This window comes from Halomonas sp. KM007 (genome assembly GCF_050709225.1).
In the GTDB taxonomy this organism is placed as follows: Bacteria; Pseudomonadota; Gammaproteobacteria; order Pseudomonadales; family Halomonadaceae; genus Vreelandella; species Vreelandella hamiltonii.
The window spans coordinates 2628255-2640536 of the sequence record NZ_CP136131.1; the positions used below are offsets into that span (position 1 = coordinate 2628255).

Here is a 12282-nt window from a genome sequence, read left to right on the forward strand (position 1 = left end):
ACAATCGCTCGTTGATCTATCGGGTGGCACAGCGCTAGCGGGTGAGCAGCATGGCATCGCCATAGCTGAAAAAGGCGTAGCGCTCTTCTACCGCCGTGCGGTAGGCGTGCATGATGTGGTCATAGCCTGCAAAGGACGACACCAGCATCAGCAGCGTCGACTCGGGCAGGTGAAAGTTGGTGATCAGTGCATCGACACAGCGCCACTGGTAGCCAGGGTAGATAAAGATATCGGTATCGCCGCTGAACGGGGCGATCTCGCCGTCGCTGCTTTTCATGCAGGCACTCTCCAGGCAGCGCACGCTGGTGGTGCCTACCGCCACCACTCGCTTGCCGGCCGCCTGGGTATCACGCACCTGCTGGCAGGTGGCTTCGGTGACCTCGATCCACTCGCTGTGCATGTGGTGTTCGAGGATATTGTCGACGCGCACGGGCTGAAAGGTGCCTGCGCCCACATGCAGGGTCACGAAGGCACTTTGAATGCCTTTTTCGGCCAGTGCATCCAGCAGCGGCTGATCGAAGTGCAGCCCCGCCGTAGGAGCGGCCACGGCACCGTCGCGGCGCGCATACACGGTCTGATAGCGTTCGCGGTCGCTCAGCTCGTCTTCTCGAGTGATGTAGGGCGGCAGCGGCATATGGCCGTGCTGCTCCAGCAGAGCAATCATCGGCGTGTCGCCCAGAAAGCGCAGCTCGAACAGCGCATCGCGGCGGCCTTCCACCACGGCATGAATGTCGCCTTCGAAGATCAGCTCGGTGCCCGGCTTGGGCGACTTGCTGGAACGCAGATGGGCAAGCCCACGGTGGCTGTCCAGCGGGCGCTCCAGCAGCATCTCGACTTTTCCGCCACTGGCCTTGTGGCCGTGCAGGCGTGCCGGTATCACTCGGGTGTCGTTGAATACCAGCAGGTCGCCTGGCTCCAGCAGCTCCAGCAGATCGGGAAAGCGACGATGCGCCAGCGCACCGCTCTGGCCATCCACGCATAGCAAGCGGCAATCGCTGCGCTGCTCGGACGGATAGCGGGCAATCAGCTCATCGGGTAGCTCGAAATGGAAATCTGCTCGCTGCATGGGGAGTGCTCTTTCGGTGGTCAAACAAGCCGCCTAGGATAGCGCTTTAGACGCATAAAGTCAGTCGATGTGATTGACCTTGCAGGTTAACTCCGTATAATGCGCCTCCTATGCCGGTGTGGCGGAATTGGTAGACGCAGCGGATTCAAAATCCGCCGCCTTTACGGGTGTGCCAGTTCGAGTCTGGCCACCGGCACCATATTTAGAATCAGGGGCTTAGGCCCCTTTTTTCGTCTCTGAATGCCTCGTTTTTCTAGTCCTCTTTTCCTTCGGTTGTCCACTTTGTGTCCATCGGAATGTGCGGCGCGTACTTGATGGCATCGGCCAAATGGTCGGGCGACAGGTGTGCATAACGCATGGTCATGGTGATGCTTTGGTGTCCGAGAATCTTTTGTAACGTCAATACGTCTCCCCCGTTCATCATGAAATGCGACGCGAAGGTGTGGCGCAGTACGTGTGTGCGTTGCCCAGGGGGCAGGTTGATTTGCGCCTCGAGGACGGCAGCCGAGAAGGCTTTGTAGGCGGGCTTGGGGAAAAGCCTGCCGACTCTGGGGCCGTGTGCTTTCAGGGCGTCGTAGAGATCCTGTGGAAGGGGGATCGTGCGGTTCCTGCGGTTCTTGGTCGCGGTGTAGGTGACGCGGCCATTACGAAGCATTTCAGCACGCAGGTACTGGGCTTCGCTCCAGCGGGCACCCGTGACCAGGCATAGACGTGTGATCAGATCCACGTGGGGGTTGTTGGATGCGCTGAGGGCGGTAAACAGGGCCTTGATATCGTCATGCGTCAGGTAAGTGAGTTCCTGTTCATGCAGGCGCAGGGGCTGCACCTTGGCGAAGGGGTTTCCTTCGGTCCATTCGTCGAGTCTTATCAGGGTGTTGAACACGGCGCGCAGGTGCGCCTGGTCATGGTTGACGGTGTTGGGGGTAATGCCAGACGCCAGGCGTTTCTGCCTGAGCAGGGAGGCATCGGCGGGGGTGATCGTGCTGGCCAGCGGGTTGCCGATCATGTCGGCCAATGCATTGAGCTGTGAGCACCGCCGTTTGCCGTCTCTGAGCGATACGCCGTGGTGGTTATACCAAAGCTCAATGAGATCCTTTAAACGGCGCTTGTCGCGTGGCTTGGGCTCGTAGGGCTCACCTATAGCAGCCTGACCCAGCACGTAGCTTTCAAAACGCTTTGCCTTGGCCTGGGTGGGGAAGGTTTTACGAACCCGTTTGCCATGGGCACCAAAGGGCCGTACATCGACCTGCCAGCCTTTCTCTACTCTTTTGATGGCCATTTCTACGCTGCCTTCCCTATTAGCCGTCGCTCGATGAGCTTCTGTTCCACGATCTGCCGGAATTGCCCTGAATCCACCCCTCGTCGTCGGTAGTATTCTGCGAGGTCGTCCCACATGCCGGAACGTTGGAGGAAGCGGACGGCTTCGTGGGTGCGGTATCCCTGGCGGGCATAGATGCTAATGAGGTTGCCGAACGCCAGGGTGACGTTCTTTTCGTTGCCAAGCCCTGGGGCTTTGCGTGCCCGTTTGTACATGAAGCCTGGTTCATGGCAGTAGAAACGGGCGTCTTCCTGCATGACTTGCCACGCGGGATCAATGAGGTTGCGGCGTGTGTCCAGTCGATAGGATTGCATGGCGGTACGCCATAGGCCGGAGAGGTGCGGTACCACGTCCACAAAGCGGTTAAAGCCGTGGGTGTGATCGAGGACTTCACCGGTATCGACGTTGCAGGGGATGCCCTGGGCGTATTCACGCAGGACGGACTGGTGAAAGCGTAGCTCGATGCGCCACACGGTTTCTTCGGGGTCGTAGGTGCCATTGAGGTCGTCATCGACGGCGTTCTTCCAGATACCTTCCCAGAAGTGCATCTTGTCGCGGTGGCTGGCTTCTAATGTCTTGTTGTAGATACAGCATTGCAGCGCGCCTGCCGTACCAAACATGAAGGTTTCCCCGCGGCCATAGGTGGTGGCGATGTTGGAGTGGTCAAACTCCAGGGTAGCGACGCCGTCGATCGCCATGACCTTCTTCGAACGGGTGATGAAACGCTCCATGAAATCCCTGGGGGGCTCCCAGCCCTGGACGTCCAGGGCGAGGTGGACAGCGGCACCGATGGGCTCGATATGAGCCAGCATGTGGGCGGCGATGTTGTCCATGAAGTCCTGGCACTCCTGAGGGCTGCGCTCCTGGATGAAGTGGGGCGAGAGTTCGATTTTCAGGTGGGTACCGATGTTCTCGACTTTGACGTGACGGGCCTGGAAAAAGACGATGACGCCCAGTTCATTGTTCTGGAGTCGATAGCGGAAGCCGGAACCGGCAGCGCCGGCCCCTACTGACCAGGTTTGATCAAAGAGGCGCATGGTGGCGCCTTTGCCTTCGTTGTAGACGTCGATGATTTCATGAAACTGGTGAAGGCACGGCTTGCCCTGGTAGAGCTGCCGGACGGTGTCCACGCCTGCGTTCAAGATGCGTAAGTGGTTCAGTTCTCGCTGACCCAGCGAGCTGATGAGCAGCCTTCCGAACTTGTCCTGTTCACCGCGTTGCAGTGACGCAAGCGAGTAGCGTTCCCAACGTTCCATAGCCTGATTCCCTGTATTTTTTGAAATGCCGTAATGTGCTGTAGTGAGCCGATAGCTCGGTTGAACGAATTACTCTGCGAGACGTGTTACAGGGAGGGTCTCGACCTCCTGCCGCCAGCCCGCTACCCCCCGCTGCGCAGGGGGTAGCGGGCTGGCAGCCGTCGGTATGGAACTGGGTTGAGTCGCGTCATAACGGGGCAGCACCGTGGCCTGGAGCAGTACGTGGAGGTTGGTGCGCTGGGTGGAGGTGGATTCGTTCTGAAAGAGGCGGCCCGCTACGGGGACGCTTGAGAGCCCTGGCACACCGGAGACCTGGGAGCGGTCATCCTGTGATGATAGGCCGCCCAGGAGCAGGGTCTGGCCGGAGCGGATTTGCACGGTGGTGTTGATTTGGCGCTGGTTGGTGATGATGTCGGACGCCAGCAGGGAATCCGTGAGCGAGTCGGCGGAGGTGGTGATGTCCATGATCACTAGGCCGGAGGCGGTGACCACGGGCAGGACGTTCAGGCGTATGCCCACGTCGCGGCGTTCGATGGTCTGAAAGGGGCTGTTGACGTCGGCGGACTGCCCCGTGACGCGTCCGGTGACGAAGGGGACGTTCTGGCCAATCGAGATATTGCCGCGCTTGCCGGAGAGCGTGAGGATCTGCGGCGTAGAGAGGACGTTAGAGCGGGAGTCGCGCTGGAGGGCGTTGATGGCAAAGGCCAGTACATCGCCGTCAAAGATGCCGAACGTGCCCCCTGATGAGGCCAGCGAGGTGCCCAGGCTGGCGGTGTTGAAGCCACCGGCGATGCGTGAGCCCGCAGTCGGTGTAGTGCGTCCAAGCGCTACGCCAAGATCGAAGGTATCGCCGTCGCTGGTTTCGAAGATGACGGCCTGGATGAGGACTTGAGGGTGGGATACATCGACCTGGGGCAGCATGCCCTGGAGCTGTTCAAGCTGCTTTTCGGCCCCCCTGGCCAGGATGGCGTTGGAGGCGTGGAGTACCTGAACGCGGGGCTGGGCGGTGCCGTCCTGGTTGTGCTGGTTCAGGAAGGTGGTGATTAGCGGGGCGATATCGTCGGCCCGCACGTTGTCGAACTGGAACAGGTGGGTGGCCTGGGGCTCCGGTCGTGGGGTCAGCACGGGCGTATTGGCGAAGGCGTTGGCGGTTGGGGTGGACGGTGCTGGGCTGGCCGTGGGGGTGCTGGGCCGCTGCTGGGTGGGTGCGACCGTGGGCGGGTTGCCGGGCAGAATGGTGTAGCCGTGTGAACTCAGCACGCCCAGAAAGAACTCCTCGAGCTGGTGATCGGGCACATCGGGGGCGTAGACGGTGAGCGTTCCGGTGGTGCTGGGGTGAATGGCCAACGGGGTGTTGGTCTGTTCCACGTACCAGCGCACGAAGTCCCGAATATCGGTATCTTGCATCTGGATCGGCGTGGCATACGCGCTGGTGAGAGAAGCCGTGGTGAGCGCGATGGCGGCGAGGGTGTTAGCAGCGAACTTCTTCATGGGTGACTCCATTTTCTATGCGGACGAGGCAAGCATTCACGGGGACGATGGTGAAGCCCTGGCGGGCGAGGTCGTCGGTGGTGGATGGGGTGCGGTCGCTATCAATGAGGCGGTAAGTGGTGCGGTCACCAAACTGGCTAAAGCTGGCGATGCGGGTGGTGCTGAGGTTGGGTAGCTCAAGGGGTGCCACGGGTGCCGGTGTGTTGTCTGTGCGGGCGTTGACGCGGTCGGCGACGAGTACCGAGAGGGTGATAAAGCAGCCCAGGGCGAACGAGGCGAGCGTGAGGAAGGGGCGGTTGAAGCGCTTCCAGTAAATACGGGTCATCTTCATGTAAAACCTCGCGTCATGCGGTACGCGGTGCATGCCGTGGGTGTACCAGGGCGGCAGCACGGAGTACGTGCCGTGTGGGTAGTGGTCGGAGAAGGATTGCTTGGTGTCGTACGCGGGGTAGAGGGCGCGGCCTGTGTAGGTCCAGCGTTCGACGGTGAGGCTTTGCGGGGAGTCGCCATACTTGACGATGCCAAGGTGTACTTTCGGCATGGGCATTTTGGAGCCCATGAACAGGGAGTAGATGGCCCCCACGAAGGGCACGGCCACACGATCCAGACGACGGCAATAGACCACGTGTTCCGCCAGGGCGACGCGGGCTTGCTTGTCCATGATCGTTAAGTCTTGAATCAGAAAAATGATATCCCAGCCCAATTTACGGGCATGGAGAAACCAGTTGATGACGTCCTGACGGCTTTTATCCGCCCAGGAGCGGGCGTTGAACCAGGTGCCGCACTCATCGAGAACGAGCAGGCCGTTCTTGTGTTCGTCGTAGGAGTCAGTGCCCGTGCCGATGGCTTCCAGGTCGGCCAGGACAGGCTTATCAGGGATGCGGTAGCAGCGGGTATTCCTGGGCTTTTCACCGATGAGCTTATCGAGGTTCAAGTCCAGGTTGGTGGCCACCTTGCAGCCCTGGTTCAGCTTGTCCTTAATCTTGCCCACGGCGACCAGGGTTTTGCCCGCGCCGAGTTTGCCAGTGACAACGTAAACGGCCATTAGAGAACGGGCCTCCCTTGCTCCCAGTCGATCAACTGGCGTTTCTGCTGGAAGACCCATACCGCGACCTTGCTGCTGTAGATGGCCGCCATGCAGGCTTCGAAGTTGTCGGGTTTGATGGCACCGATGCCTTGGGCAAGGTCGGAAGGCAGTGAGGCGCTCACGCCGCTGATGATGGCCACAAAGGTAACGGCCAAGCCGACCAGGAGAGAGAGGTAAAGGGTCGTCCAGACCAAAATGCCCGCTAGGCGATTGGTAAAGCGGGCAGCAATACGGGTGACGAACCATTCAACGATGCGGGTGAAGAAGCCAATCAAGGCCCCCATGCCAAGCAGAGCGGGTAAGGCCATTTATGCAGTCCTCTGACCGGAGCGGAAGAAGGTGTCCACGACGCTAACGACCGTCCAGAAGTAGACGATCCACGTTAGCCACGACTTGATGAGGTCAAACGGGCGGCAAGAGATTTCTATGGGGCCGAAATCAAGCGGAGCACAGCCGCGTGAAGGTAGTGAAGGCAAGCGGGTGGTAACTTGATCGGCTATACCAGAACTTGAGCCATCACCGATCTGATCCATGAAGGCATCTACTTCTTCGTTATAGCGTTGGCGTTCTTCTTCGAGGCCATCGAGGGTTTCATCCATGCCCGAGGTGTTCAGCAGGTCGTTGCCTTCGCCCACTTCCTCGGTTAAACGACCCACGAGGTTGTTCACCATGCCGTTAGCAATGTTCTGGATGCAGCCCAGGAGCCCCTTATCGTTGGTCGCGGCGGTATGGCCATCATCGGTTTGTTGGCCATCGGGGTAGCAAGTGCCTAGGCCGAGCGCGTTGGTGATCGTGTTGCCGAGGCCGTCAAACATGCCCTGGACTTCTTCGGTCTGTTCGCCAATGGCATCGCCAAAGCCTTCGCCGAGGGCTTCCAAGCCTTCGCTGATGCCTTCGGACTGACTATTGATCGCGCCTGAAAGGTCGTTGGAGACGGCCTCGAGCGCGTTCTGGTTGGATTGGCCAGAAGAACGAATCGCTTCAATAATGCCGGATTCATCAAATTCAAACTCCGGTACGGTAGAGCCACCGCCACCGGAGGAACCGCCAGAACCATCGCCGGAGTCGTTGCCGCCATCGCTACCACCGGAGTTGCCACCAGAATCGCCGCCATCGTTACCGCCTGGGTCGGTGGGGTCGGTAGGGGTTGTTGGGTCGGTAGGATCACCGCCGCCAGTATCACCACCATTGTCACCGCCAGAACCGCCACCGGAACTTGGCTTTGAGTAAATATTGCCGTCTGAACCGATATACTGAAAATAATCAGGCGCGCTATCCCAATCAACTAAGTACGACTTATCACCGATAGAGACACAGCTAGCATTATCGGAACAACCGCCAGGAAGCTCTGTTAAATAATCATTACCAGAAAAGTCAACAACTGAAAAAGTACCATCTGAACTAGAACCTAAACTACCGGCAATATGTTGACCAAAGTCACCAATAGAGCCAGTAGACTCAGAAGTTATAGAAACAAGGCACTGAAGATCATCACCAGAACCGAAACAACCATCAACGCCACCAGAAGCAGAAACAGAACAAGCACCGCTGTGAGTTTTTACCACACCACCAGCAGATAGATAATTGTAAACGTCAGGGTTATTTGTTGAATAACTGTCGCCATTTTCTGACTGACAGACATCATCTGACCTTAAACCATAATTCATATTAGAAGGGATATCATAAACAACTGTAGTAGAAACAGAACCAACAAAACGAAATCTACTCCTGTCACTGCTATCAAATGAGGAACCGTAAGCTACAGAAACACAATCCCTAGTAGCACAATAAGATGAAACCCTTTCTCTAACACGATTTATAACATAACGTCTATTATTGTCAGCAGAAGAAGCATATTGCGCACTATCAGAAAATTTAACTCCAGGAAGGTTATTAGCCTCATCTAAAGAGATTGTTGTATCTGACATATCATTAACAGCTTGAGCAAAAGAATAATCAGAAAACACCATTAAAAAAGGCGTTAAAGTGGTTAATAAAACGGCTTTTTTAATCATGTTGTCCTCGTTATATAAAAAGGGGCGTTTCCGCCCCTTGGTTGTCCCTTGCTTAGCGGTATTAAGACGCGCGGTTGGCAAACTTCTTGATCAACTTGATGCCGATGAGTGAGCCGGTAATCACGGCGACAGCACCTAAGGCATAGCCACCCATTTGTGTCGCTTGTGAAGTGATGTCATCAAAGACGTCAGAGGCTGTAGTTGACGCGGTTTGTGCATGAGCGCTGCTGACAAAACTAGCGGCTAGAACAGAGCCAGCGGCTACTTTGGCAGTAGTGGAGTGAACGGCATTTTTTGCGCTGTTAATGAGGGTTTTCATGGTCATACGACTGACTCCATAAATTTCTTTGTAAAGACGATGATGTGTCCGAATGCCCAACCGGTGGCATACGAGGTGAACAGAGAACCAACAACAAACGTAATGCTTGGGTCGCTCATCGTTGGCCCCCACTTACCGCGCCGATCCCGAAGGCGAGAACGAGACCGACGCAGTAAATCAGGAGCCACAGACCTTCAGGTGTGCTGGTGTCCATGGCTCAAATTCCTATTTCTTGTCGCTGGTGGCGGCGGGTGCTTGGGCACTGCCGGTGGCGTTGGGGCGGCGTGCCCCGATGACGTGAATCACGGTCTTGCCACCCGCGGCGGCAGAGGACGTGCGCAGTTCGATATCCAGTTCCATGGCGCAAGGCATGTGCGGGGCAGCGGCGTGGAGCTGGTCGAAGATGTCGTAATTGGCGGTCATGATGCTGACCTGGTTGCCCAGGGCATTTTCGCTGTCAGCGGAGGCCGCTTGCATGACGCTGATCTTGGCGCCGGAGACGCCGTTGTCCATCTTGTAGCGGGTGGCACCGATAACGTGGGCGTGAATGGTGTTGATCATGGGTGTAGTTCCTTTTCGTTAGCGTTGGGTTCTGGCGGCTTGCTTAAGGCAGTAATCCGCGAGAATGGATAGCTCAGTGGTTTCTGGGGTGACGCCTTCGTCTACCAGCGTCTGGTACTCTGCCTGGGCGTAGTAGGTCGCGGCCCGTGCATAATCCCGGCTGTGGAGGCACCGCTGGCCCCGCTCCCTCAAAGCTCGGGAATCAAGGCAGGGGGGTCCCCCTACCCGCCCTCCGTTTGCCCGTCGGTCTTTCTGCACGGCAGCCAACATCGGCCAGCCGGTAAACCCCTTTTTTAACCCCACAAAAAGGGGTTGACAGTCTGTCCGCTGCTGGCTAAGGACGCCGTGCGACCGAAGGGCGACGGATGACGGGCAGGGGGACATGGGATCAAGCTTCTGTGGTGTGGGGAGCGGGGGAGGCCGCACGGGAAATGGCTTCCAGCGGGTCGGTATTGCCGCGTTCCAGTTCCGCCAAACCGTACTCGATGAGCCGTTCGGACAGCGCCGAGGAGGTCAGGCCGTTGGTGCCTGCCTGGATGAGGTGGCGGCTGTGGGTGTCGGGGGTAAGGAACACGCGGATGGGCTGTTTTTTACTCATGTGCATAACTCCGGTGGGGCTAAAGGCCGTTGTGGATAACGGACGACGCGTTAGCCGAGTGGGTGTGGATAGGTGCGCGGGTGCCACAATCACCGAGGGGCAAGGGGGGGGCATCGGTGGGTGCGGGTGCCACCGGTGTACTGCAGCGCGTCGGGTGGTGCTTGGGTCTTCGGGGGTGTCGATTCCGTAGAGATGCCGCAGGAAGTCCAGAGCTGCGTCATGGGAGTCGAAATCGAACGAACATTTGCCGTCCTTGGCGATGAAGGCTGGTGACTGTTCCAGGCGGTCGCTATTGGCTTGATAGACGTGGCTAGGGACACACACAAAGGCCATGGAGCCGTTGTAGTGCTGAACGTCAAACAGAGTGGCAAAGGCGGCGTCGTCGGGGCTTTGCTTCACACCGTTCAGAGACAGCGTGACAAGACGTTCAGCAGACAGGCTTGAGCGGAACGCTGGGTTCAGGGTGTAGCAGCTCATGACCAGTCCTCCGATTGCAGGCACTCAGCGGTAAAGAGCGCGACGTTCACGAGGCGACGACGACCCACCTTGATGATGGGGAGGTTGCCCTGGTTGATCTGGCCGCGAACGGTGTCGGGGGATAGGCCAGAAAGCTCGGAGAAACGCTCGATCGTCATGACGGGCACCTGAGATGCGGGGACGTAGGGCGTGTTGCTCGTTTCCATGCTGTACCTGCTCGCTGTGGCATGTTGTGGTATGTTTGTAAGAGTGCAGTAGAGGTGTACTCTTCTGCGAGGTCACCGTGTAAGGGTAGCCCCTTTGGCGAGTATATGGCAAGCGACTTAGCAAAAAGAATTCGATTAATAAGAGAAGCCGAAACTTCAGGACGTGCGGAGTTTTCGCAACTTATTGGAATTTCAAAGAAAACTATTGAGGGTATGGAGCAGACTGGAAGAACCCCGAAAGGGGAGCTTCTTGAGGCTGTATGCAAGCAATGGCCGAAATACACACTTTGGCTAATGACTGGTATGACAGATGAGACGTGCGGACAAATAAGCCCCGAGATAGAGAGGGCACGCAGCGCGTTGAAGAAAACGGGAACGGATACCGGCTAGCACAAAGGGTTGTGGATAGATGGTTCCAAGGAGGTAGGGGTTGTGGGTAACAGGGAGCAGCGTAGATGAGTCCTGATGAGGCAATGAGGGAGCTTTTTTATACCGTATTCAAAATGGTTATTCCGTTTTTCGGAATAGCCATTTTTTATATCTGGGCAGAAGCTAAGCTATTGAAGAAGTGGAAGAATAAACGTAGGGGGCGTAAATAATGAGTGGATTTGAAAGGGCTTGGTCAAGCGCATGGCGCGACTTTGAGGCAGGGCTGCAGCAAGCCATTTACTACGCAATTTTTATTGATGTGGTGTTGCTGATAGCGCTATTTGTCTTTATTTGGTGCTGTTGTGTATACGTGCTTAACTATAAGAAGATGGTCGATGAAAGCGTAAGGTTGAAGAAGACGGAAAGGCAGTACTTGCTAACGAAAAAGACTAGAGAAGAGTTCGAGATAAAGCGCCTAAAGACAGAGTTCATGTTAAGCGATGAGCTAGATAAAAGATTTAATGATCAGGAGGGGGCTTTCGGCAGTAATGTGAGACTCTAGATGCAGTTCTCTATTCCCTTGGTTAATAAGGATTTATTAAAGGATGTTGAATGAGACGTCAATACGCTGCCAAAAGTTATAAAGAAAAAGTGGCAAGAAAATTGCCGAGAAAGAGTAAGTGGAATTTCCTTATGCTGATGTTTTTTGCATTGTGTTTTTGTATTTACACTTTTTCGATTGTAGCTATCGCTCCATTGGTATACAGTAATGTGCCAAGTTTAACGAAAGTGCTTCTTGAAAAGCAATTGCTTACTCCTTTAGCAATAGTTGCTACGCTTTTTGCTCTAAAAAAGAAGGGTCATGAAACAAGCGCTTTCTTTGCATTTACAATTCTTTTTATATTTAGCGCTTACCTTGTTTATATATATTCCCACTTTTATGGTAGTACTGGTTTTGTTGGAAGGTGGGAAAAGGGGGCGGCACAAATTGGCTATTTTTTGAACCAATTAATGTTTGGCATTAATTTTCTTGGTATGTTAGTTACACTTGCAGCTGCAGGGTTTAAAGAAGGAAGTAAATAACATGCCTTTAGATATACACAAGTAATGCCAAGCTTACGCTACACAAGTGCCTGTAATGGCTATCACCAGCCGCGCCTCAAAGGGAGTCGAGCACGTTCTTTCACTCTAGCATTACGGCGCTCAATTGTAGTCCGGTGATCTGGGCTGGGAATGACGACACGATATTGATGGCGTGGCGTCACAGATCGGGCTGGCGTTTGAGGCCGTGAGCTGGGAGGAGCAGGGGGAAGCACGGTGAGGTTGTTGGTGTTGACACGTTCAGAGGCGACACCGGCACATGGGAAATCCTGAAAGGTGGTCTTGCCGTTCACCACACACCTGAAAACCTCAGCATGAGCAGAGAGAGGCAGCAGTACCAGGAGGGCAACCAACGCAGGCTTTTTCATCGTCCATGACCCCTAAGCGAATATCGGTAACGGAAGGTTACCAAGAAAAA

16 protein-coding genes and 1 tRNA gene are annotated in these 12282 nt (G+C 55.9%); 4 read left to right on the forward strand and 13 right to left on the reverse strand.

Annotation, left to right across the window (positions count from 1 at the left end):
- Window positions 1-34: 34 nt before the first annotated feature.
- Window positions 35-1066 (reverse strand): tRNA preQ1(34) S-adenosylmethionine ribosyltransferase-isomerase QueA, encoded by a 1032-nt coding sequence (queA, locus tag RVM27_RS12430; RefSeq protein ID WP_144982356.1) that lies wholly within the window; start codon window positions 1064-1066, stop codon window positions 35-37.
- A gap of 112 nt (window positions 1067-1178) precedes the next feature.
- Here queA and RVM27_RS12435 point away from each other — a divergent pair.
- A tRNA-Leu gene (locus tag RVM27_RS12435) sits at window positions 1179-1265 on the forward strand.
- A gap of 54 nt (window positions 1266-1319) precedes the next feature.
- Here RVM27_RS12435 and RVM27_RS12440 read toward each other — a convergent pair.
- From RVM27_RS12440 to RVM27_RS12490, 11 genes are all read right to left on the reverse strand, one after another.
- Window positions 1320-2345: a site-specific integrase gene (locus RVM27_RS12440; protein ID WP_498938826.1), complete on the reverse strand. Its 1026-nt coding sequence runs from the start codon at window positions 2343-2345 to the stop codon at window positions 1320-1322.
- Between the two features lie 2 nt (window positions 2346-2347).
- Entirely contained in the window at window positions 2348-3640 is a 1293-nt protein-coding gene (locus RVM27_RS12445; RefSeq protein WP_498938825.1) for a phage replication initiation factor, read from the reverse strand.
- A 69-nt stretch (window positions 3641-3709) separates the two neighbouring features.
- Complete coding sequence (locus RVM27_RS12450) at window positions 3710-5131, reverse strand: secretin GspD/PilQ domain-containing protein (protein WP_498956727.1); 1422 nt, start codon at window positions 5129-5131, stop codon at window positions 3710-3712.
- Window positions 5112-6176, reverse strand: coding sequence for a P-loop NTPase family protein (locus tag RVM27_RS12455; protein ID WP_498938822.1), 1065 nt, complete (start codon window positions 6174-6176; stop codon window positions 5112-5114). Before RVM27_RS12455 ends, RVM27_RS12450 begins: the two co-directional genes overlap by 20 nt.
- Window positions 6176-6526: a DUF5455 family protein gene (locus RVM27_RS12460; protein WP_096922218.1), complete on the reverse strand. Its 351-nt coding sequence runs from the start codon at window positions 6524-6526 to the stop codon at window positions 6176-6178. Before RVM27_RS12460 ends, RVM27_RS12455 begins: the two co-directional genes overlap by 1 nt.
- Window positions 6527-8233 carry a hypothetical protein gene (locus RVM27_RS12465; RefSeq protein ID WP_498956728.1) on the reverse strand — a complete coding sequence of 569 codons (1707 nt, stop codon included), beginning with the start codon at window positions 8231-8233 and terminating at the stop codon, window positions 6527-6529. It lies immediately after the preceding gene.
- A gap of 61 nt (window positions 8234-8294) precedes the next feature.
- Entirely contained in the window at window positions 8295-8558 is a 264-nt protein-coding gene (locus RVM27_RS12470) for a major coat protein (protein ID WP_498956729.1), read from the reverse strand.
- A 109-nt stretch (window positions 8559-8667) separates the two neighbouring features.
- Window positions 8668-8766: a tail virion protein G7P-2 gene (locus tag RVM27_RS12475; RefSeq protein ID WP_498956730.1), complete on the reverse strand. Its 99-nt coding sequence runs from the start codon at window positions 8764-8766 to the stop codon at window positions 8668-8670.
- An 11-nt stretch (window positions 8767-8777) separates the two neighbouring features.
- Entirely contained in the window at window positions 8778-9113 is a 336-nt protein-coding gene (locus RVM27_RS12480; protein ID WP_144982335.1) for a hypothetical protein, read from the reverse strand.
- A gap of 388 nt (window positions 9114-9501) precedes the next feature.
- The gene (locus tag RVM27_RS12485) at window positions 9502-10188 is read right to left on the reverse strand and encodes a hypothetical protein (protein ID WP_498956731.1); all 687 of its coding nucleotides are present in this window, start codon (window positions 10186-10188) and stop codon (window positions 9502-9504) included.
- Window positions 10185-10394, reverse strand: coding sequence for a helix-turn-helix domain-containing protein (locus tag RVM27_RS12490; RefSeq protein ID WP_498956732.1), 210 nt, complete (start codon window positions 10392-10394; stop codon window positions 10185-10187). Before RVM27_RS12490 ends, RVM27_RS12485 begins: the two co-directional genes overlap by 4 nt.
- A gap of 455 nt (window positions 10395-10849) precedes the next feature.
- On the opposite strand from RVM27_RS12490, the gene RVM27_RS12495 reads away from it, so the two are divergent.
- Genes RVM27_RS12495 through RVM27_RS12505 form a run of 3 tightly spaced genes read left to right on the forward strand, consistent with a single transcriptional unit; the run spans window position 10850 to window position 11846 of the window.
- Entirely contained in the window at window positions 10850-10993 is a 144-nt protein-coding gene (locus RVM27_RS12495) for a hypothetical protein (RefSeq protein ID WP_498956733.1), read from the forward strand.
- On the forward strand, window positions 10993-11325 hold the full coding sequence (locus RVM27_RS12500; protein ID WP_498956734.1) for a hypothetical protein: 333 nt from the start codon (window positions 10993-10995) through the stop codon (window positions 11323-11325). Before RVM27_RS12495 ends, RVM27_RS12500 begins: the two co-directional genes overlap by 1 nt.
- A gap of 50 nt (window positions 11326-11375) precedes the next feature.
- On the forward strand, window positions 11376-11846 hold the full coding sequence (locus RVM27_RS12505) for a hypothetical protein (protein ID WP_498956735.1): 471 nt from the start codon (window positions 11376-11378) through the stop codon (window positions 11844-11846).
- Between the two features lie 62 nt (window positions 11847-11908).
- Here the strand turns inward: RVM27_RS12505 and RVM27_RS12510 are convergent, their stop codons facing one another.
- Entirely contained in the window at window positions 11909-12232 is a 324-nt protein-coding gene (locus RVM27_RS12510; RefSeq protein WP_498956736.1) for a DUF4124 domain-containing protein, read from the reverse strand.
- Between the last annotated feature and the right edge of the window lie 50 nt (window positions 12233-12282).

Coding starts and splice junctions, on each gene's coding strand:
- queA (WP_144982356.1), bottom strand. CDS start 1,066: ATGCAGCGAGCAGATTTCCATTTCGAGCTACCCGATGAGCTGATTGCC.
- RVM27_RS12440 (WP_498938826.1), bottom strand. CDS start 2,345: ATGGCCATCAAAAGAGTAGAGAAAGGCTGGCAGGTCGATGTACGGCCC.
- RVM27_RS12445 (WP_498938825.1), bottom strand. CDS start 3,640: ATGGAACGTTGGGAACGCTACTCGCTTGCGTCACTGCAACGCGGTGAA.
- RVM27_RS12450 (WP_498956727.1), bottom strand. CDS start 5,131: ATGAAGAAGTTCGCTGCTAACACCCTCGCCGCCATCGCGCTCACCACG.
- RVM27_RS12455 (WP_498938822.1), bottom strand. CDS start 6,176: ATGGCCGTTTACGTTGTCACTGGCAAACTCGGCGCGGGCAAAACCCTG.
- RVM27_RS12460 (WP_096922218.1), bottom strand. CDS start 6,526: ATGGCCTTACCCGCTCTGCTTGGCATGGGGGCCTTGATTGGCTTCTTC.
- RVM27_RS12465 (WP_498956728.1), bottom strand. CDS start 8,233: ATGATTAAAAAAGCCGTTTTATTAACCACTTTAACGCCTTTTTTAATG.
- RVM27_RS12470 (WP_498956729.1), bottom strand. CDS start 8,558: ATGACCATGAAAACCCTCATTAACAGCGCAAAAAATGCCGTTCACTCC.
- RVM27_RS12475 (WP_498956730.1), bottom strand. CDS start 8,766: ATGGACACCAGCACACCTGAAGGTCTGTGGCTCCTGATTTACTGCGTC.
- RVM27_RS12480 (WP_144982335.1), bottom strand. CDS start 9,113: ATGATCAACACCATTCACGCCCACGTTATCGGTGCCACCCGCTACAAG.
- RVM27_RS12485 (WP_498956731.1), bottom strand. CDS start 10,188: ATGAGCTGCTACACCCTGAACCCAGCGTTCCGCTCAAGCCTGTCTGCT.
- RVM27_RS12490 (WP_498956732.1), bottom strand. CDS start 10,394: ATGGAAACGAGCAACACGCCCTACGTCCCCGCATCTCAGGTGCCCGTC.
- RVM27_RS12495 (WP_498956733.1), top strand. CDS start 10,850: ATGAGTCCTGATGAGGCAATGAGGGAGCTTTTTTATACCGTATTCAAA.
- RVM27_RS12500 (WP_498956734.1), top strand. CDS start 10,993: ATGAGTGGATTTGAAAGGGCTTGGTCAAGCGCATGGCGCGACTTTGAG.
- RVM27_RS12505 (WP_498956735.1), top strand. CDS start 11,376: ATGAGACGTCAATACGCTGCCAAAAGTTATAAAGAAAAAGTGGCAAGA.
- RVM27_RS12510 (WP_498956736.1), bottom strand. CDS start 12,232: ATGAAAAAGCCTGCGTTGGTTGCCCTCCTGGTACTGCTGCCTCTCTCT.